Origin of the sequence: Mesorhizobium sp. M0772 (assembly GCF_040320135.1) — a bacterium.
Taxonomy (GTDB): Bacteria; Pseudomonadota; Alphaproteobacteria; order Rhizobiales; family Rhizobiaceae; genus Mesorhizobium.
Genome location: NZ_JAMYPB010000007.1, coordinates 49872 through 69237 on the forward strand (window position 1 = coordinate 49872; position 19366 = coordinate 69237).

Here is a 19366-nt window from a genome sequence, read left to right on the forward strand (position 1 = left end):
GAACCGCATTAGAGCAATTGCCGTATTTGTCTCTTCACCGAATCGGACCTCTCCACCGGAAACGGCTTCCCCGAAAATGCACAGTCTCAAGCGGTTCATCCCCGCCTCGTTTGTCGTCCTATGGGCGACAGGTTTCATCGGCGCGCGCTACGCCATGCCCTGGGCGGAGCCCTTCACCTTTCTGGCAGCCCGCTTTGTCATCGCCGCCTTGCTGCTTGCCGGGCTGATGCTCGTGCTTGGCTCGAAGCGAGCCACAAGGGCAGAAGCGCTTCACGCCACGGTCGCCGGCATCCTCATGCATGGCATCTATCTCGGCGCCGTGTTCTGGGCGATCCACAGGGGCATGCCCGCCGGGCTTTCGGCGCTGATCGTCGGCCTGCAACCGCTGATCACCGCCGTGCTTGCCGGCCGGTTCCTCGGCGAGGCCATCCTGCCGCGCCATTGGGCCGGCCTTGCCGTCGGCCTTGTGGGAGTGATCATCGTGCTGTGGCCGAAGCTCGGCGCTCTCGGCGGCGGCGTTACGCCCGAAACCCTGACGGCGTCGCTGGTCTCGGTGCTGGGCATGAGCGCCGGGACCATCTGGCAGAAGCGCTATGCCTCGGGTGGCGACCTGGTGGCGGCGACGATGTGGCAATATATTGGCGGCGGCTCGCTGATGATCCTGGCTTCGCTGGCACTGGAGACCCACACGGTGATCATCAACGGCGAACTGATCTTCGCCATGGCCTGGCTGGTCCTGGTGCTGTCGATCGGCGCCATCTTCCTGCTGATGGTGATGATCCGCGACGGCGAGATGTCGAAGGTCGCGTCGCTGTTCTACCTGGTGCCGGCCGTCACCGCTGTCATCGCCTGGGCGCTGTTCGGCGAACGGCTCAGCCTCGTGCAGATCGTCGGCATGGCAATCGCGACGCTCGGCGTCGGGCTGGCCACGGCTCGGCCAGCCAAAACCTAGCTGCCGACACGTGCGCGCGCTTCGAGAAAGCGACTGATCGCCGCATTGAGTTCGCCGCCGAGGATGAAGATCGCCGACAGCATATAGAGGAAAACCACGGCGATCATGATCGAGGCGAGGCCGGCATAGGTCGTCACATAGGACGAGAAATGGTCGAGGTAGGTCGCGAACATCGTCGAGCCGACAAGCCACGCAGCCAGAGTGAAAATGATGCCAGGCACCAGCGAGACAAAGCGGCGCTTGCCCGCCGGCAGCCAATAGTGGACGGCAAACAAGCCACCAATGATGACGGTTGAGGCGATGACGTAACGCCATAGCGTGATCGTGCCCGTATAGGGTTTGATCCACTCGAAATGAGCTTCCGCCAGCCGCGCCAGCAAAGGCGCAAAGACCAGGAGCACGCTGATCGCCAGGAAACCGGCCGTCGCGATCAGCACGAAGAAAATGCTCTGCACCCGGCGGTAGATGATGCCGCGCGTTTCGGCGACGCGGTAGGCGCGGTTGAGCGAGGTGCGCAGCGCCTCGATGCCGTTGGAGGCGAAATAGGCCGCCAGAAGCACGCCGTAGGTCAAAAGATCGGTGCGCCGCACGGTCAGCACGTTGAGCACCTCGCGCGCGATAGGCTTGGCGATCTGTTCGGGCCAGGTGTCGAAGACCAGGTGCACGGCAGTATCGGCGAACGCCTGCGCACCGAGGAAGCTCGCCAGCGTGGTGGCGAAGATCAGGAACGGGAACAGCGCCATGAGCGAAGTGATCGCCAGATGGCTGGCCATGGCCCAGCCGTCATCGGTGTTGAAATGGCCAAGCGCGTCATAGAGCACGCGGCGCAGCACGACGATATTCCGCATCAAGAGCCGCGTTCCCTTCGATTGTCTCGACGCCGCGAATATGGGAAGGGATTGTGGCAAATGGCAACCCTTGCTCAAACCACGATGCCGCCTGCCAAAGAGTTGCGCACCATCATCGTCACCGGCGCCTCGTCCGGGATAGGCGCCCACTGCGCCCGTGCGCTGAAGGCGGATGGCTGGCGCGTGTTTGCAACGGCGCGCAAGCCGGATGACATAGCCGCACTTGAAGCCGACGGCATCGAGGCCTTTTATCTCGACTACCGTGAGCCGGATTCCATCGCAGCACTTGCGGCATCGGTGCTGGAGCGGACAGGCGGACGCCTCGACGCCCTGTTCAACAACGGCGCCCATGCACAGCCCGGCGCCGTGGAAGACCTGCCGGTTGCGGCATTGCGCGAGCAGTTCGAGGCCAATTTCTTCGGCTGGCACGACCTCACCCGACGCATCGTACCGGTAATGCGTCGCCAGGGACATGGCCGCCTCGTTCATTGTTCCTCGATCCTTGGGCTAGCGCCGGTGCCTTTTCGCGGCGCCTACTCAGCCTCCAAGCACGCGCTCGAAGGCCTGATGCTGTGCATGCAGCAGGAACTCAGGGGCAGCGGCATCCATGTCTCGCTGATCGAACCGGGGCCGGTGACCTCGAAAATCGCCAGCAACGGGCTGTTCTGGTTCCTGAAAAACATCGACCACGAGAATTCCGTCCACCACGTCGCCTATGCCGCGCAGCTGGCGCGGCTTCGGGCCGGCGGCAGCTCATCACGGCTGAAAAAGGGGCCGGAGGTGGTCTATGCGGCCTTGCGCCATGCACTTCTGTCGCGGCGCCCGCGCCCGCACTATGTGGTAACAGTGCCGGCCAGGATTGGCGTGATGCTCAAGCGCATCCTGCCGGCATCGATGCTCTACCGCGTTCTGGCCGGACGCGCCTGATCGCAACAGAACTGGGAACAGATCATGGCAACCGTCATCAAAGTCCTCCTCGTCCTCGTCATGGTCGCCGTGGTGATCGTGCTTGTCCGCGGCCTCATCAACATGATGCGCGGCGGCTCCGGTGTGAGCTCGAACAAGCTGATGCAGGCACGCGTGCTGCTGCAGGCGCTGGCGTTGGCACTGATCCTGCTGGTGGTGTATTTCACCCGCAAGTGACGGCCGTTCGGGAGGCGACGTGGTCAAGCTCAACAAGATCTACACCCGCACCGGCGATGACGGCACCACTGGCCTCGGCACCGGTGAACGCAGGCTGAAATCCGACCTGCGCGTCGATGCCTACGGCACCGTCGATGAAGCCAATGCCTGCATCGGTATCGCCCGCCTGCACACAGCGGCAAGTTATCCCGCCATCGACGCCATGCTGTCCCGCATCCAGAACGATTTGTTCGACCTCGGCGCCGATCTCGCCGTGCCCGACGACGGCAAGCCGCTGGGCTACGAGCCGCTGCGCATCATCGCCTCGCAGACCGACCGCGTCGAAAAGGATATCGACCTTCTCAACAAGGATCTGCAGCCGCTCAAATCCTTCGTGCTCAATGGCGGCACGCCGGCGGCGGCAGCACTTCATCTTGCCCGCACCGTGGCGCGACGGGCCGAGCGGATCATGGTGGCGCTGGCGCAGGACCCGGCCGAACATGTCAATCGCGAGGGGCTGAAATACATAAACCGCGTCTCGGACTTTCTGTTCGTCGCCGCTCGTGCGGTCAATGACAACGGAAATGCCGACGTGTTATGGGTGCCCGGCAAGAACCGCTGAATTTTCGAAGGCGGGAAAGGGCTTGGGGCATGTTCATCCCGCTTTACGACTCCAACAGGTTGCGCCACATCCGGCTGCAATATGTGACGATCGGCCTGATCGCGGTCAACGCGCTTGTGTTTCTCATCACCACGATCGGCGGCGAAAATTTCAACAACGCAGCCGTGCTCGGCTTCGGCTTCATTCCTTCGGTTGTCCACGACACGGCAGAACTCTCGCCCCAATTCGTCGTCATTCCCGAGAGCCTGAGTTACCTTACCTATGCCTTCCTGCATGCCGATATCTTTCATCTCGGCGGCAACATGCTGTTCCTGTGGGTGTTCGGCGATAATGTCGAGGACGCACTCGGCCACATCCGCTACCTCATCTTCTACCTGCTTTGCGCCATCGCCGGCGCCTTCTTCCAGGGGCTCGTCGCCTGGAGTTCGGAGGTTCCGCTGATCGGTGCCTCCGGCGCCATTGCCGGCGTCGTCGCCGCCTATCTGGTCCTCTACCCCCGGGTGAAAGTGTGGGTGCTGGTCTTTGCCCGGATTCCGCTGCGTATCCCGGCCTTCATCCCGCTGATCCTGTGGATCGGCTTCCAGGTGGTGATGTTTGCCGCCGGCGGCGAAAACCAGATATCCTGGGCCTGCCATATTGGCGGCATCATTGCCGGTGGCGTGCTGGTGCTCATTATGCGCAGCCGCGGCGTGCCGCTGCTCGCCGGTGGCGACGGCGAGCCGCAACCCGCCGATCAGCCAGCCGCTTCTACTGGGCCGGCGCCAGCCGGTCCCGCTCCCGTGCAACCTGAGACGCGTTGGGGCCGGGGTGGCGCTTCCGGTCACAAGTGAACCGATTTGGGTGGTTTGGCCGCTGCCGTGGCATATTGACGTGTTGCGTCGCCACAACTACGGAGAGCGCCACCGCTAGGCGGCAGAAGACCAGAATTCGTCCGGCCAGGATTCCGTTTGGCCGGAATTCAGTCAGGAATGTCGGCTTTCGACAACTCTGCGGAGGCGCACGCTGCTATAGCGCGCCCGGATATCTCAGGAGAGGTGACAGACAATGAAGATCCTTGTGCCCGTGAAGCGGGTTGTGGATGCGAACGTCAAGGTTCGCGTCAAGGCCGATGGTTCGGCGGTGGAACTCGCCAACGTCAAGATGGCGATGAACCCGTTCGACGAGATCGCGGTGGAAGAGGCGCTCCGGCTGAAGGAAGCCGGCAAGGCCGAAGAGATCATCGTCGTTTCGGTCGGCCCGCAGCAGGCGCAGGAAACGCTCCGCACCGCGCTCGCCATGGGCGCCGACCGCGCCATCCTGGTCAAGACCGACGAGCAGACCGAGCCGCTCGGCGTCGCCAAGGTGCTGAAGGGCGTCGTTGACGCCGAACAGCCCGGTCTCGTGATCCTCGGCAAGCAGGCGATCGATGATGACTCGAACCAGACCGGCCAGATGCTGGCCGCCCTGCTCGGCTGGGCACAGGGCACTTTCGCCTCCAAGGTCGTGATCGACGGCGACAAGGCCAAGGTGACGCGCGAAGTCGACGGCGGCCTGCAGACGGTGGAACTGAAGATGCCGGCGATCATCACCGCCGATCTTCGCCTCAACCAGCCGCGCTATGCCTCGCTGCCCAACATCATGAAGGCCAAGAAGAAGCCGCTCGACGAAAAGAGCCCGGCCGATTACGGCGCCGACGTCAAGCCGCGCCTGAAGGTGCTCAAGACCGAGGAGCCCAGCGGCCGCAAGGCGGGCGTGAAGGTCAACAGTGTCGCCGAACTGGTCGACAAGCTCAAGAACGAAGCCGGCGTGCTCTGAGACTGGAAGGAACAGATAAAATGACCATTCTCCTCATCGCAGAACACGACAACGCCAGCCTTTCCGACCAGACCGCGAAGGCGCTCTCGGCGGCGCTGCAGATCGGTTCGGACGTGCATGTGCTGGTCGCCGGCAAAGGCGCCAAGGGCGCGGCCGACGCCGCTGCCAAGCTCGAGGGCGTGAGCAAGGTGCTGCTGGCCGAGGCCGACGAACTGGCCGAGCGCCTCGCCGAACCGCTCGCCGCACTCGTTGTCTCGCTGGCCGGCGCCTACGACACCATAATCGCGCCGGCGACCTCGTCGGGCAAGAATGTCGCGCCGCGCGTGGCGGCCCTGCTCGATGTCGCGCAAGTCTCCGAGATCATCGAAGTGGTTTCACCAGACACGTTCAAACGGCCGATCTATGCCGGCAACGCCATCCAGACGGTGCAGTCGAGCGACGCCAAGAAGGTCATCACTGTGCGCACCGCCTCCTTCCAGGCTGCCCCGGAGGGCGGCTCGGCAGCTGTCGAGACGGTCAAGGCCGCGGCCAATCCCGGCCTCTCCACTTTCGTCGAGAACAAACTCTCGGAAACCGACCGTCCGGAGCTGACCTCGGCCAAGATCATCATTTCGGGCGGCCGCGCGCTCGGTTCCTCGGAAAAGTTCCAGGAAGTCATCCTGCCGGTCGCCGACAAGCTCGGTGCAGCCGTCGGCGCCTCGCGCGCTGCCGTCGACGCCGGCTACGCCCCGAATGACTGGCAGGTCGGCCAGACCGGCAAGGTCGTGGCGCCTGACCTCTATATTGCCGTCGGCATTTCCGGCGCCATCCAGCACCTTGCCGGCATGAAGGATTCGAAGGTCATCGTCGCCATCAACAAGGACGAAGAGGCGCCGATCTTCCAGGTTGCCGATTATGGCCTGGTCGGCGACCTGTTCGTCATCCTGCCGGAACTGCAAAAGGCGCTTTGACGCTTTCTGCCAAAGCGTATTAAATTGTGAAAGGGTGGGGTAGACGAAGCTGCCCCACCCTTTTAGTTTGCACTGCACAAAAAGCAGGCCGCAAAGGCCTTTTCGACGGGATCGCTGCAAATGGCCAAGATCGAGACGATCGGCATCATCGGCGCCGGCCAGATGGGCGGCGGCATCGCGCATGTATCAGCACTTTCGGGTTTCAAGGTGCTGATCTACGACGTCTCGCCCGACCGTATCGAGAAGGGTATTGCCACGGTCAGCGGCAACATGGCCCGCCAGGTCGGCTCCGGCAAGCTTGAGGAAAAGCTGCGTAACGAAGCGATGGCGCGCATTTCCGCAGCCCCCACCATGGCTGATCTCGCCGGTGCCGATCTGGTGATCGAGGCGGCGACCGAGGACGAGACGGTCAAGCGCAAGATTTACGCGCAGCTCTGTCCCCAGCTCAACCCGGAAGCCATTCTGGCGACCAACACCTCGTCGATTTCGATCACCCGGCTTGCGGCGCAGACCGACCGTCCCGAGCGTTTTATCGGCATACATTTCATGAACCCCGTGCCGCTAATGAAGCTGGTCGAACTGGTGCGCGGCATCGCTACCGAGGATCAGACCTTCGAGGCGGCCAAGGCCTATGTGAAACAGCTCGACAAGACGATCACCGTCTCTGAAGATTTTCCGGCCTTCATCGTCAACCGCATTCTGTTGCCGATGATCAACGAGGCGATCTACACGCTCTATGAGGGGGTCGGCTCGGTCGATGCCATCGACACCGCCATGCGGCTCGGCGCCAACCATCCGATGGGACCGCTGCAGCTCGCCGATTTCATCGGCCTCGACACCTGCCTGTCGATCATGCAGGTGCTGCATGACGGCCTGTCGGATTCGAAATATCGCCCCTGCCCGCTGCTGGTGAAATATGTCGAGGCCGGCTGGCTCGGCCGCAAGACCGGGCGCGGCTTCTACGACTATCGCGGCGAGCATCCGGTTCCGACGCGCTAACCACCAGAACGAAAGTTCCGTGCTCCCTCAGGACGCCGCTGCAAGCGGCGGCTCTGCTTGGCCGCTTGACCCGGTATCGTCAGGCGCCACGGAAACACAGCCGCGGCCGGCGGCCTTGGCCGCATAGCAGGCAGCATCGGCCCGGGCGATGATCTCGTCGACTTCACCGCTGTTGCTGTGGATTGGCGCCAGCCCGATGCTGGCATCGATCGCATGCGGCCGGCCGTCCCAGCTGAACTGCAGGCCGCGGATGGCGTCGATGACCGAGCGTGCGGCAATCCTGGCGCCGGCGCTCGGCCCGGCTTTCAGGATGACCGCGAATTCGTCGCCGCCGAGGCGGGCCACGATATCCTCCGGCCCAAGCGCACCGCGAATGGCCTCGGCAACCCGCTTCAGCAAGGCGTCGCCGGCGGCGTGCCCGCCAGTGTCGTTGACCAGCTTGAAATGGTCTAGATCGATGAACATGAAATGATGTTCGCCCGCCGGCCTGGCTGTGCCGGCCTTGCGGCTCCGGTCGACCAGTTCCTCCATGGTGCGGATAAAGCTCGAACGGTTGGCAAGGCCAGTCAGCGCATCATGCGCCGCGGCATAGGCGAGCTGGCGCTGCAAGGCGCGCGCATCGGTGAAGTCCTGGAAGACAATGACAAGACCGCAGAACTCCTGGCGGTCGTTCATGATCGGCGACACCACCTGGCGGATGCTGCAGCGTGTGTCGTCGCGACGGATGAGGACGGCGCGACTGTTCTGGTCGGCAGGGCTGGCGCTGCCGAGCGCCGGCCGCGTCATGCCGATCCTTTGCCCGGTTTCTTCGTCCACCGCCCAGTAGACATGGCCAAGCGTCTTGCCGAGCGCCTCCGCGCCAACAACGCCGGTGAGCTTTTCGGCGACCGGGTTCATGAAGGTGATGCGGTTGGCGGCATCGGTGCAGATGACGGCGTCGCCGATCGACTGCAGCGTCACCCTCAGCCGCTCCTTCTCGTCGGCCAGCATTGCCGCCGATACGATGAGGCTTTCCTCGGTTTGCTTGCGCTGGGTGATGTCGGTCAGGCTGCCGATGGCCCTGACCAGCCGTCCGTCCTTGTCGCGTTCGAGCGTCTTGCCGCGGTCGAGGATCCAGACCCAGTGGCCATCCTTGTGGCGCATCCGGAACTCGGCTTCGAAGAACGGTGTCCTGCCCTCCAGATGGGCACGATCGGCTTCGGCGACGTTTTCGCGATCGTCGGGGTGGATCATCGCCAGCCAGCGGTCGGGGTCGCCGTCCAGTTCGCCATCGGCATAGCCCAGCATCTTCACCCAGGTGGCGGAGTAGGTGGTGCCGCCCTTCCGCATATCAAGATCCCAGACGCCTTGTCCGGCGCTGGCCAGGGCAAAATTCCAGCGCGTTTCGGCTTCGGCTATGCGCGCCTCGGATTGCTTGCGCGCATCGATATCCTCGATCTGGGAGACCAGGTAGAGCGGGCTCCCGCTCTTCTCGTCGCGAATGACGGAACCGGCAAGATGGGCCCATACCGGCGTGCCGTCCTTCCTGAGGTAGCGCTTTTCGAAGTGGAAGGCGTTGACGGTGCCCGCCCGCATGCCGTCCATCGTCTCACGGCCGATCTGCACATCGTCGGGATGGGTGATCTGGAAGAAGGTCAGCGCCTCGATCTCCTGCTTGCTATAGCCGAGCATGGCGGCGAAGGCCGGGTTGGTTTCATGGATGCGGCCGTCGAGGCCGACAATGGCGATGCCGATCGCCGAATCCTCCATGGCGCGGCGGAAACGCTGCTCGCTTTCGGCGATCTGCCGGCGGTCGTCCAGTATCCGGTAAATGAACAGGGCGGCGAGAATCAGCGCAACGGCGGCGACCGGCACCGATATCTGCAGGCAGAGTTTCAGCACTTCGGCGCTGACATCGAGCCGCGGCAGCAGGAGCGCGACCACGGCAGCGCAAAGCCCTCCGGCCGCAAGCACCAAAGCCACGTGACTGTCAGCCCGCAGGCTTTTTCGCTCTCGTCGCATCACTGTGCATGCCACCCCATGCGCAACACATTTCTGCAAAAAACACTGGATGATCGATTTTAAGGAAAGGTTGCGCCGGAGCCACCGGCAACACGGTGAACCCGCAAACAATTCCCGGCATGATTAAGGATCGGTGATTATTGGGCGATCTTGGACGGCCCGGTCACCAGCGCACGAAGAACCGTCCCCCGAGCGCGCCCAGACCGGCGAGGACGGCGATGGCGAGCGTGTACCAGGTGGCGACGAAAAGCGGCGAATCGTCGAAGCAGTGCGCGGCGTAGAAGGTCGCCGCCAGGCCGCCGGCGAGCAGTCCCGCGACCGCCCCGGCCAACACCGGCCGCGTCGGCGCTCCATAGCGCAGCATCCACAGGAAGACGGCAAGCGGGCCGATTCCGATCAGCGGGATGAAGCCCATGCAGATCATCATGTTGGAGCCGACCATGCGCGTGCTCCACATCGGCTCCGGCACCATGAACAGTTCGAGAGCCACCGCCACGGCCACCAGCAGCGGCGCCGCCAGCATCCAGGCCGCGGCTCTTGCCGTCGAAGCGCCCGGCGTCGACAACGCCCGGACCAGGCCAAAGGCGGTGACGGCGAGCACGATGGTGAACACGAACTTCGCCAGGAACCGCATCGTGTGCATGGCGGTCATGATGTCGGGACGCGGGCCGATGGTGAGAAAGAAGACCAGAGCCGCGATCACCGCCGCGGCTGCCGCCGCCATCAACCAGGCCGAGCGCAGCGGCATCGCCTTGCTGCTTGTGTCGGCGTCGAGTGCCTTGATGAGATCCTCCGTCCTCATGTCACTGCCGCCCGAAGCGCCCCTGCCCAAATCGCTTGGCGATCGCGGCAAGCCCGCGATGCAGCGACACCCGCACCGCCGTCTCGCTGACGCCGAGCCTGGCCGCCGTCTCGCCGATGGAGCGGCCGTCGACCGAGATCGAAGAAACGACGGAACGCTGCGCAGCCGGCAGTCCGTCCAGCGCCCGGTTGATGTCGCGTTCGCTGACGGTCTCGGTTTCCGGCTCGGCAAAGGTCTCGGCGATCTCGTCGATCTCGATTTCGATGCGCCGTCCGCGCCGCCGGAAAGCATCGATCAGCTTGAAGCGGGCTATCGCATAGATCCATGGCAACACCGGCGCGTCCTGGCGCCAGGTATGCCGTTTCACATGAATGGCCAGCAAGGTTTCCTGCACAACATCCTCGGGATCGACCCCGCCCTGTACGATCTTGCGCCTCGCAAAGCCGCGAACCAGCGCGGCGATCCGGTGCAAAAAGTCGGCGTAGGCCCTTTCATCTCCCGCGATCGCGGCCCGCATCAGCCGGGAAAGCTCGGCCTCATCCTTGCCGCTCACAAGAGTTCACTCCCCGATCTTCGCGCCTCGGCACCGATTTGTTACGTGTCCGGCGAAATGATGTCCAAGCCAAAGTGCCGCAAAATCACGAAAGTTTGCGGGAGCGGCGACCGATTGAAGCAGCCGAGCAATGTTGACTATTGCTGTCAGGTATCGATAGGTGCAGCCTGCGAAACCAGAACCACCGAGATTGAGGATGACGCCATGAGATACACGCTCTCCACCCTAGCGGGGGCCACAGCGCTGGCCGTGAGCATGATCGCCGGGCCGGCGATGGCCGCGGATGCCGGCATCATCGTCTACAACGCCCAGCATGAGAGCCTGGCCAAGGAATGGGTCGAAGGTTTCACCAAGGAAACCGGCATCAAGGTCACGCTGCGCAATGGCGGCGACAGCGATTTCTCCAACCAGATCGTCGCCGAGGGCGCTTCTTCGCCGGCCGACGTGTTCCTGACCGAAAACTCGCCGGCGATGACCCTGGTCGAAGCGGCGGGCCTTTTCGCGCCAGTCGACGCCGACACGCTGGCGCAAGTCCCGGCCGAATTCCAGCCGAGCAGCGGCAAATGGGTGGGTGTCGCGGCGCGCAGCACCGTCTTTGCCTACAACAAAACCAAGCTCACGGCCGAAAAGCTGCCCAAATCGATGCTCGATCTCGCCGATCCGAGCTGGAAAGGCCGCTGGGCAGCCTCGCCTTCCGGCGCCGATTTTCAGGCCATCGTCAGCGCGTTGCTCGAGCTCAAGGGCGAAGCCGCAACCGCCGACTGGCTGAAGGCCATGAAGGAGAATTTCACCGCCTACAAGGGCAACGGCACGGTGATGAAGGCGGTCAATGCCGGCGAGATCGAAGGCGGAATCATCTACCACTATTACTATTTCGGCGATCAGGCAAAGACCGGCGAAAACAGCGGGAATGTCGAACTGCATTATTTCAAGAACCAGGATCCCGGCGCTTTCGTCTCGATCTCCGGCGGCGGCGTGCTGGCCTCGAGCAAGCACCCGAAGGAAGCCCAGGCGTTTCTCAAATGGGTGACCGGCAAAGGCGGCCAGGACGTGCTGAAGACCGGCACATCCTTCGAATACGCTATCGGCAAGGGCGCGCAGTCCAATCCCAAGCTGGTGCCGCTGGCCGACCTGCAGGCGCCGAAGGTCGATCCGGCGACACTGAACTCCAAAAAGGTGACGGACCTGATGACGGCAGCCGGCTTGCTTTAGGCTGGGTTCGTCCTAAAAGGGCAACGATTGCGCTCCTGCCGGACTTTCCGCAGGAGCGCTCTGTTTTCGAGATGGCATTGTCCATGACAACACATTGCGTTTCCGGCCGCGCCTGCGGCGCCCCCGCCCCGGCGGCAGTGGCGCGGTCGAGCTGATGCAAACTGCGGTCGATCTCGCACGTTCAGGCCAGACAGTCGGGCGGTCCCGCCGGAAGCCCATGTCCTGGATCGCGCTTGCCGCCATAATTGTCTCGCTGCTGTCGCTGCTGCCGCTGGCGTTCATCATCTGGATCGGTGTGCAGATCGGCTGGGACACTGCTTCGGCCCTGGTCTTCCGGCCGCGCGTCGGCGAACTTCTGGTCAACACCGTGCTTCTGGTGGCGCTCACCGTGCCGATCGCCACCGTGCTGTCGGTGATGCTGGCATGGCTGACCGAGCGCAGCGACCTGCCAGGCGCCCGCCTCTGGGCCTGGCTGTCGGTAGCGCCGCTTGCCATCCCCGCCTTCGTGCACTCCTATGCCTGGATTACCCTGGTGCCGGGACTGCATGGCCTGTGGGCCGGCGTGCTGGTGTCGGTCCTTGCCTATTTCCCATTCCTCTATTTGCCACTAGCGGCCGCATTGCGCCGGCTGGATCCCGCCCTGGAAGATGCGGCCGCAGCACTCGGCCTTGGACCATGGCGGGTGTTTTGGCGTGTCGTGCTGCCGCAGCTGAGACTGGCCATTTGCGGCGGCGCGCTGCTGGTCGGCCTGCATCTGCTGGCCGAATACGGCCTCTACGTCTTCATCCGCTTCGACACTTTCACCACGGCGATCGTCGACCAGTTCCAGTCGACCTTCAACGGTCCCGCCGCCAACATGCTGGCCGGCGTCCTGGTGACTTGCTGCTTCGTGCTGCTCGCGCTGGAGGTGCTGGTGCGCGGCGAGGAACGCTATGCCCGCGTAGGCTCGGGTGCCGCGCGCCGCCAGCAGCGCACCAGGCTCGGTCGCGCCACCCTGCCCTGCCTGGCTCTGCCTGCCATCGCCACGCTTCTCGCCATCGGCGTGCCCTTCGTCACCATCGGCCGCTGGCTGGTCGCCGGCGGCGCCGACGTCTGGCGTTTGGACGAGATCGGCCTGGCGCTTGGCCAGACGCTGTTCCTGGCGCTGGCCGGCGCCTTGCTTGCGACCATCGCCGCCATGCCGATGGCCTGGATCTCGATCCGCGCGCCGGGACCGCTGCAGCGGCTGCTCGAAGGCTGCAACTACATTGTCGGTTCGCTGCCCGGCGTGGTCATCGCGCTGGCCTTGGTCACCATTACCGTGCGCATCGCCATGCCGCTCTACCAGACGCTGTTCACAATCCTGGTCGCCTATGCCCTGATGTTCCTGCCGCGCGCCTTGATCAGCCTCAGAGCCTCGATCGCACAGGCGCCGGTCGAGCTCGAACGCGCCGCCGCCAGCCTTGGCCGGCCGCCGCTGAAGGCGCTTTGGTCGACAACGATTCGCCTGTCGGCGCCGGGGGCTGCGGCCGGCATGGCGCTGGTCGCGCTCGGCATCATGAACGAGCTGACCGCCACCCAGATGCTGGCGCCCAACGGCACGCGCACGCTGGCCATGGCGTTCTGGTCCTATAGCGGCGAGATCGACTATGCCTCCGCCGCCCCTTACGCCTTCATCATGGTGGCGATGTCGCTGCCGCTGACCTGGCTGCTCTATGTCCAGTCGAAACGGATGGCCGGGCGATGAGCTTTCTCGAAATCAGTTGCCTCACCAAGCACTACGGCCCGGTCGCAGCCCTTGCCGGCATCGAGCTCAGCGCCGCAAGCGGCAGTCGCACCGCGATCGTCGGCCCGTCCGGCTGCGGCAAGACGACGTTGCTGCGGCTGATCGCCGGCTTCGAGGCGCCCGACCAGGGCCGCGTCGTGCTCGACGGCGAGGTGCTGGCCAATGGCGGCCATGCGGTGCCGGCGCACCGCCGCGGCATTGGCCTGGTGGCGCAGGACGGCGCCCTGTTCCCGCATCTCAGCATCGGCGACAATATCGGCTTTGGCATGGCCCGCGGCGAGGACCAGCGCGCCGAGCGCATCGCCGAGCTCGCCTATACCGTCGGGCTCGACAAGGCGATCCTCAAGCGCCGCCCGCACCAGCTCTCCGGCGGCCAGCAGCAGCGTGTGGCGCTGGCCCGCGCCATGGCGATGAAGCCCAGGCTGATGCTTCTCGACGAACCGTTCTCGGCGCTCGACACTGGTCTGCGCGCCTCGATGCGCAAGGCGGTCGCCGAACTACTCGAAGCCGCCGGCATCACCACCATCCTGGTCACCCACGACCAGGCCGAGGCGCTGTCCTTCGCCAGCCAGGTGGCGGTCATGCGCGACGGAAAGTTCTCTCAGATCGGCACACCGCGAGAACTCTATCTGCAGCCGAAAGACCGCATGGTTGCCGAGTTTCTTGGCGACGCCATCATCCTGCCGGCAAAGATTTCAGGCGGCTTCGCCACCTCCTCGCTTGGTCGCATAGCCCTCGACTCGAAGGAGCGGCGCGACATCGCCCGCATCATGCTGCGACCGGAGCAGGTGCAGGTAAAGCGCACGTCGCGCGAAGGCATGTCGGGTCCTGCGGGCACGATATTCGCCGAGGTGACGGACTCGGAATTCGCAGGCTCGATGTGCACCATTGCCGTGCGGCTGTTGAACAACCCCGATCCGCCCGACGCCGCGGCAATAGGCAGCACGCCGCTGATCCTGCGCAAACCGGGTATCGACGCGCCTTCCGTCGGCGAGATCGTGCGCCTGACCGTCTCCGGCAAGGCGCATGTCTTCGCCTGAACTGCCGATGCGTCGGATTGGCGCGAGCGGCTGCGTCAATCGACTCGTTTCCCAGCATTGTCGAACCAATGCAGCTTCTCGGCCCTGGCCACGACGCGCAGTTGATCGCCGGGTTTGGCCGTGGCGCGGCCGGCCACACGCACGACGATGCGGTTGCCGCCGGCGGCACAGTGAAGAAAGCTTTCGGCTCCCACAGGTTCGACCGCCTCGACCGCCGCAGGCAGAATAAGCGCGCCGGATGATGCCTCGGCACTGAAGGTGACGTCGGCATCCTCAGGGCGGAAGCCAAGCGTGGCGGCGTTCGTGGGCGCAAAGTCAATCGTCTTGCCATCAATCAGCGCTGGACCAGCCGATGCTTGCAAAAGAGGCAAAAGGTTCATCGGGGGCGCGCCGATGAAGGAGGCGACGAAGGTCGAGGCCGGCTTCTCGTAAATGTCAAGCGGCGCGCCCGTCTGCTCGACCAATCCGCCATTCATGACGACGAGAATATCGGCCAGCGTCATCGCCTCAAGCTGATCGTGGGTGACGTAGACCGAGGTGACACCGAGCGAGCGCTGCAAATTCTTGATTTCAACCCGCATCTGGCCGCGCAGTTTGGCGTCGAGGTTGGAAAGCGGCTCGTCGAACAGGAAGACTTTCGGATTGCGCACGATTGCGCGACCCATGGCCACGCGCTGGCGCTGGCCGCCGGAAAGCTCGCGTGGGCGCCGGTCGAGCAGCGCCGTGAGTTCCAGCACCTTGGCGGTCGAGCGAACCCTGCTGTCGATCTCGTCCTTGGGAGTACCCCGGTTGCGCAACCCGTAGGCCATGTTGTCGTAGACCTTCATATGCGGGTAGAGCGCATAGTTCTGGAACACCATGGCGATGTCGCGCTCGGTCGGACCGATCGTGTTGACGATCTTGCCGTCGATAGCGACGGTGCCGGAAGAAATGGTCTCAAGCCCGGCGATCATCCGCAGCAGCGTGGACTTGCCGCAGCCGGACGGCCCAACCAGCACGCAAAGCTCCTTGTCGGGAATGGCGATCGAGACACCCCTCACCGCCTCGACGCCGCCGGGATAGACTTTCTTCACATCCTTCAGATCGACGGTCGCCATCAGCTTCTCACTTTTCGGAATCGACAAGTCCGCGCACGAACCAGCGTTGCATCAGCACCACGATCAGGATCGGCGGCAGTATGGCCAGCATCGCGGTGACCATGACCAGATGCCATTGGGTATCGGCATCGGCGAAGGAGACCATCTTTCTAAGTGCGATGACGATGGTGTTCATGTCATTGCTGTTGGTGACGAGCAGCGGCCACAGGTACTGCGTCCAGCCATAAATGAAGAGGATGACGAACAGCGCCGCGATGTTGGTGCGCGACAGCGGCAGCAGGATGTCGAAAAAGAATCGCCATGGTCCGGCGCCGTCGACACGCGCCGCTTCCACCAACTCACCTGGGATGGTCATGAAGAACTGGCGAAACAGAAGCGTGGCGGTGGCCGAGGCGATCAGCGGAATGATCAGGCCGGCATAGGTGTCGATCATGCCGAGATCGACCATCACCTTGTAGGTCGGCAGGATGCGCACCTCGACGGGAAGCATCAGCGTGATGAAGATCAGCCAGAAGAAGACCATCCGAAGCGGAAAACGGAAGAACACGATCGCATAGGCCGAAAGGATCGAGATGAAAATCTTCCCCACCGCGATGCCGAGCGCCATGATCGTGGTGTTGAGCAGCAATCGGCCGACACTGACGCCGCCGATGCGGCCGACACCGCCGAACAGCGCCTCGCTGTAATTGTTCCAGACCTGGTCGCCGGGCAAAAGAGGCAATGGCGGCTTGAGGATGGTCTGCAGCGTCTGCGTGGAGGCAACGAAGGTGTAGTAGATCGGGAAAGCGACGATCAGGATGCCCAGGATGAGCACGGCGTGGGCGATGAGGGCGCGAAGCGGGGACTGACCAATCATCGCTCGCGCTCAACCGTAGTGGACTTTGCGTTCCACATAGCGGAACTGGATGGCCGTGAGTGAGATGACGATGACCATCAGGATGACCGACTGCGCGGCCGAATCGCCGAGGATCAAATTGACGAAACCGTCATTGTAGACCTTGTAGACCAGCGTCTCGGTGGCCTTGCCTGGCCCGCCGCCGGTGACGGCATGAACGATACCGAAAGTGTCGAACAGCGCATAGACAGTGTTGACGACCAGCAGGAAGAAGGTCGTCGGTGCGAGCAGCGGGAAGACGATGGTCCAGAAGCGCTTCGTCTCCCCGGCGCCGTCCATGGCCGCCGCCTCTATCAACGTCTTCGGCACCGCCTGCAGCCCGGCGACGAAGAACAGGAAATTGTAGCTGATCTGCTTCCAGGCAGCCGCAGATACCAGCAGGATCATGGCTTGGTTTCCGTTAAGCAAGGGATCCCAGGCGATGCCGAGACCTCTCAACGCGTAGGCCAGCGAACCGATCGAGGGGTTGAACAGAAACAGCCACAACATGCCGGCAATCGCCGGCGCCACCGCATACGGCCAGATCAGCAGCGTGCGATAAAGGCCTTTGCCGCGCACCACCTTCTCGGCCATGACGGCAAGCAACAGGGCCACACCCATGGCGACCATCGCGGTCGCCAGAGAGAACACCAGCGTAACTTTGATCGAGTTGAGGTAGGCCGGGTCGGCCAGCACCTTGCGAAAATTGGCGAGCCCGACGAACTTGCTCTTCAGCCCGAACGGGTCTTCCCTGAGCATCGACTGGTAGAGCGCCTGCCCCGTCGGCCAGTAGAAAAAGATCAGCGTAATGGCGAGTTGCGGCGCCACCAGCAGATAAGGCAGGGTCTTGTTGGGAAAGACGACGCGTGGAGACAGGGTGATTCCCTCGCTGTGCAGGAAATCGTCCACGCGGGTCCGCGTGGACGAGGTTCAACTGACAAATCGCTTCAGTTTCCGATCGCTTCCTGAATCGCCTTGTTGCCGCGTGCGACCGCGTTGTCGAGCGCCTGCTGCGCAGTCTGCTGGCCGGCCAGCATCTTCTCGAACTCCTCGTTCTCGATGTCGCGCACCTGCGGCAGGTTGACGAGGCGCACGCCCTTCGAGTTCTCGGTCGGCGCCTTGCCCAGCATCTGCAGGATCGGCGTCTCACGGCCCGGATTCTTGTCATAGAAGCCGGACTTCTTGGTCGCCTCATAGGCAGCGAGCGTCACCGGCAGATAACCCGACTTCTGGTGCAGATACTCCTGCACTTCGGTCTTGGACAGGTAGGAGAAGAACGCCGCGACGCCCTTGTATTCCTCGTCCGATTTGTTGCCGAACACCCACAGGCTGGCGCCGCCCGGCGTGGTGTTCTGGGGCGCGCCCTTTGCGTCACTATCATAGGGAAGCTGGCCGATGCCGTAGTTCATGCCCGACTTGACGATGTCACCGAGACCCCCCGACGATTCGGTGAAGATGCCGCATTCTCCGGCAAGAAAGATCTGCTTGGCTTCGGATGTACGGCCGCCATATTTGAAGGTGCCGTCCTTGGCCAGGTCGGCGAGCGCCTGGAAATGATTGACGAAGATCGGCGCATTGATCTTGAGCTCGACGTCGGTTCCGGCAAGTCCGTTCTGGTTGGTGCCATAGGAAACGTCGTTCCAGGCAGCGAAGGCCTCAAGGTGGATCCAGGTCAACCACGTCGAGGTATAGCCGCAGGAAGCGGCGCCGCTCGCTTTGATCTTCTTGGCGGCTTCCCACACCTCGTTCCAGGTCTTTGGCGGATTGTTCACATCAAGCCCGGCCTTCTGGAAGATATCCTTGTTATAGTAGAGGATGGGCGACGAGGAATTATAGGGGAAGGACAGCATGGTCCCGTCCGGCTTCGAATAGTAGCCGACGATGCCGGGCAAATACTGGCTCTTGTCGAAGGTCACGCCGGCGCTGGTCAGCACATCGGCCACCGGCTTGATCGCACCTTCGGCGGCCATCATGACGCCGGTACCCACGTCGAACACCTGGATGATGTCGGGCGCTTGCCCCGCACGAAAGGCAGCGATGCCGGCATTCAGCGTTTCGGGATAGGTGCCCTTGAAAACAGGGAGAATTTCATAGTCGCTCTGGCTGGCATTGAAATCCTTGGCGATCTTGTCGACCACCTCGGCATTGGCGCCGGTCATTGCATGCCACCAACTGATCTGGGTGGCGGCGAAGGCGGAGGTGGTGGAAAGCAGGGTCAAGGTGGCGGCAACACCGGCCGCAAAGCCGAACAACTTCATGTTTCATCTCCCGTTTGTCATTGGCGAAAGGGGCGCTCCCGCGAACGCAATATGTGTCTCTGATGACAATCGGACAACGGATTTGTTGCTGTTTCGTGAATTTCATACCCGGCTAACTTCGCGCCCCCTCGCCTTGCAACGAGGACCGAGAGAAATGCCAAGCCGGCTCAGCGATAGAATGGGGCATGGTGGGCCTGCAAGGATCGCCGACCGCCCAGCGATGCGTGAAGGGCCCGCGTGACAGCGCCACGCACCTGCACCGTGCGGCCGCCAAACCGGCGCTCGGCCAGATCGAGATCGGCCGAGCGGCATCGCGCCAGGCGCTGCTGTAACCGTGCGTCTGGAATGAGACAGGATCGCCGCAACGTACAACCCGAAAAACCCGCTGTAGTTGTAGTTCGCATAACCGATTCTTCGTCAAGCGTGGCATACTAATCAAGTGGACGGCTTGATTGCTGTGGGAGAGCAGGTGGGGCG

At 63.3% G+C, this 19366-nt stretch carries 20 protein-coding genes; 12 read left to right on the forward strand and 8 right to left on the reverse strand.

Going from position 1 to position 19366, the window contains the following annotated elements; all coding sequences use genetic code 11:
- Nucleotides 1-76: 76 nt before the first annotated feature.
- Nucleotides 77-952, forward strand: a complete 876-nt coding sequence (locus tag NKI06_RS06685; protein WP_027050717.1) for a DMT family transporter — start codon at nt 77-79, stop codon at nt 950-952.
- On the opposite strand, the gene NKI06_RS06690 is transcribed toward NKI06_RS06685, so the two are convergent.
- Nucleotides 949-1800, reverse strand: a complete 852-nt coding sequence (locus NKI06_RS06690; protein ID WP_023671675.1) for a YihY/virulence factor BrkB family protein — start codon at nt 1798-1800, stop codon at nt 949-951. The genes NKI06_RS06685 and NKI06_RS06690 overlap by 4 nt on opposite strands.
- A gap of 60 nt (nt 1801-1860) precedes the next feature.
- On the opposite strand from NKI06_RS06690, the gene NKI06_RS06695 reads away from it, so the two are divergent.
- The 7 genes from NKI06_RS06695 (at nt 1861) to NKI06_RS06725 (ending at nt 7287) form a co-directional block, all read left to right on the forward strand.
- Nucleotides 1861-2727 (forward strand): SDR family oxidoreductase, encoded by an 867-nt coding sequence (locus tag NKI06_RS06695; RefSeq protein WP_081732471.1) that lies wholly within the window; start codon nt 1861-1863, stop codon nt 2725-2727.
- 24 nt (nt 2728-2751) lie between these two features.
- Complete coding sequence (locus tag NKI06_RS06700) at nt 2752-2943, forward strand: twin transmembrane helix small protein (protein WP_023671673.1); 192 nt, start codon at nt 2752-2754, stop codon at nt 2941-2943.
- Nucleotides 2944-2962: 19 nt separating this feature from the next.
- Nucleotides 2963-3544 (forward strand): cob(I)yrinic acid a,c-diamide adenosyltransferase, encoded by a 582-nt coding sequence (locus NKI06_RS06705; RefSeq protein WP_023671672.1) that lies wholly within the window; start codon nt 2963-2965, stop codon nt 3542-3544.
- Between the two features lie 29 nt (nt 3545-3573).
- Nucleotides 3574-4374, forward strand: a complete 801-nt coding sequence (locus NKI06_RS06710; protein WP_023685321.1) for a rhomboid family intramembrane serine protease — start codon at nt 3574-3576, stop codon at nt 4372-4374.
- A gap of 214 nt (nt 4375-4588) precedes the next feature.
- Entirely contained in the window at nt 4589-5338 is a 750-nt protein-coding gene (locus NKI06_RS06715; RefSeq protein ID WP_023685322.1) for an electron transfer flavoprotein subunit beta/FixA family protein, read from the forward strand.
- 20 nt (nt 5339-5358) lie between these two features.
- Complete coding sequence (locus NKI06_RS06720) at nt 5359-6288, forward strand: electron transfer flavoprotein subunit alpha/FixB family protein (RefSeq protein WP_023685323.1); 930 nt, start codon at nt 5359-5361, stop codon at nt 6286-6288.
- A gap of 120 nt (nt 6289-6408) precedes the next feature.
- Entirely contained in the window at nt 6409-7287 is an 879-nt protein-coding gene (locus tag NKI06_RS06725; protein ID WP_023671668.1) for a 3-hydroxybutyryl-CoA dehydrogenase, read from the forward strand.
- Nucleotides 7288-7314: 27 nt separating this feature from the next.
- Here the strand turns inward: NKI06_RS06725 and NKI06_RS06730 are convergent, their stop codons facing one another.
- The 3 genes from NKI06_RS06730 to NKI06_RS06740 all read right to left on the reverse strand — a co-directional run bounded on the left by NKI06_RS06730 (nt 7315) and on the right by NKI06_RS06740 (nt 10643).
- The gene (locus NKI06_RS06730; RefSeq protein ID WP_352984579.1) at nt 7315-9249 is read right to left on the reverse strand and encodes a PAS domain S-box protein; all 1935 of its coding nucleotides are present in this window, start codon (nt 9247-9249) and stop codon (nt 7315-7317) included.
- A 202-nt stretch (nt 9250-9451) separates the two neighbouring features.
- Nucleotides 9452-10090, reverse strand: coding sequence for an NrsF family protein (locus tag NKI06_RS06735; protein WP_023671666.1), 639 nt, complete (start codon nt 10088-10090; stop codon nt 9452-9454).
- Between the two features lies 1 nt (nt 10091).
- The gene (locus NKI06_RS06740; RefSeq protein WP_023671665.1) at nt 10092-10643 is read right to left on the reverse strand and encodes a sigma-70 family RNA polymerase sigma factor; all 552 of its coding nucleotides are present in this window, start codon (nt 10641-10643) and stop codon (nt 10092-10094) included.
- A 204-nt stretch (nt 10644-10847) separates the two neighbouring features.
- On the opposite strand from NKI06_RS06740, the gene NKI06_RS06745 reads away from it, so the two are divergent.
- The 3 genes from NKI06_RS06745 (at nt 10848) to NKI06_RS06755 (ending at nt 14660) form a co-directional block, all read left to right on the forward strand.
- Nucleotides 10848-11855, forward strand: a complete 1008-nt coding sequence (locus tag NKI06_RS06745) for an iron ABC transporter substrate-binding protein (protein WP_352984581.1) — start codon at nt 10848-10850, stop codon at nt 11853-11855.
- 154 nt (nt 11856-12009) lie between these two features.
- Nucleotides 12010-13581 carry an ABC transporter permease gene (locus NKI06_RS06750; RefSeq protein WP_352984583.1) on the forward strand — a complete coding sequence of 524 codons (1572 nt, stop codon included), beginning with the start codon at nt 12010-12012 and terminating at the stop codon, nt 13579-13581.
- Entirely contained in the window at nt 13578-14660 is a 1083-nt protein-coding gene (locus tag NKI06_RS06755) for an ABC transporter ATP-binding protein (RefSeq protein WP_352984585.1), read from the forward strand. The genes NKI06_RS06750 and NKI06_RS06755 overlap by 4 nt, the downstream gene beginning before the upstream one ends.
- A gap of 35 nt (nt 14661-14695) precedes the next feature.
- Here NKI06_RS06755 and NKI06_RS06760 read toward each other — a convergent pair whose 3' ends face one another.
- The 4 genes from NKI06_RS06760 to ugpB all read right to left on the reverse strand — a co-directional run bounded on the left by NKI06_RS06760 (nt 14696) and on the right by ugpB (nt 18889).
- Nucleotides 14696-15757 (reverse strand): sn-glycerol-3-phosphate import ATP-binding protein UgpC, encoded by a 1062-nt coding sequence (locus NKI06_RS06760; protein ID WP_023701409.1) that lies wholly within the window; start codon nt 15755-15757, stop codon nt 14696-14698.
- 7 nt (nt 15758-15764) lie between these two features.
- Nucleotides 15765-16613 carry a sn-glycerol-3-phosphate ABC transporter permease UgpE gene (gene ugpE / locus NKI06_RS06765; RefSeq protein ID WP_023698704.1) on the reverse strand — a complete coding sequence of 283 codons (849 nt, stop codon included), beginning with the start codon at nt 16611-16613 and terminating at the stop codon, nt 15765-15767.
- A 9-nt stretch (nt 16614-16622) separates the two neighbouring features.
- On the reverse strand, nt 16623-17507 hold the full coding sequence (gene ugpA, locus NKI06_RS06770) for a sn-glycerol-3-phosphate ABC transporter permease UgpA (protein ID WP_023685330.1): 885 nt from the start codon (nt 17505-17507) through the stop codon (nt 16623-16625).
- A 71-nt stretch (nt 17508-17578) separates the two neighbouring features.
- Nucleotides 17579-18889: a sn-glycerol-3-phosphate ABC transporter substrate-binding protein UgpB gene (ugpB, locus tag NKI06_RS06775; RefSeq protein ID WP_023685331.1), complete on the reverse strand. Its 1311-nt coding sequence runs from the start codon at nt 18887-18889 to the stop codon at nt 17579-17581.
- A 185-nt stretch (nt 18890-19074) separates the two neighbouring features.
- Here ugpB and NKI06_RS06780 point away from each other — a divergent pair, with 185 nt between their 5' ends.
- Nucleotides 19075-19221: a hypothetical protein gene (locus NKI06_RS06780; protein ID WP_023685332.1), complete on the forward strand. Its 147-nt coding sequence runs from the start codon at nt 19075-19077 to the stop codon at nt 19219-19221.
- Nucleotides 19222-19366 lie beyond the last annotated feature (145 nt).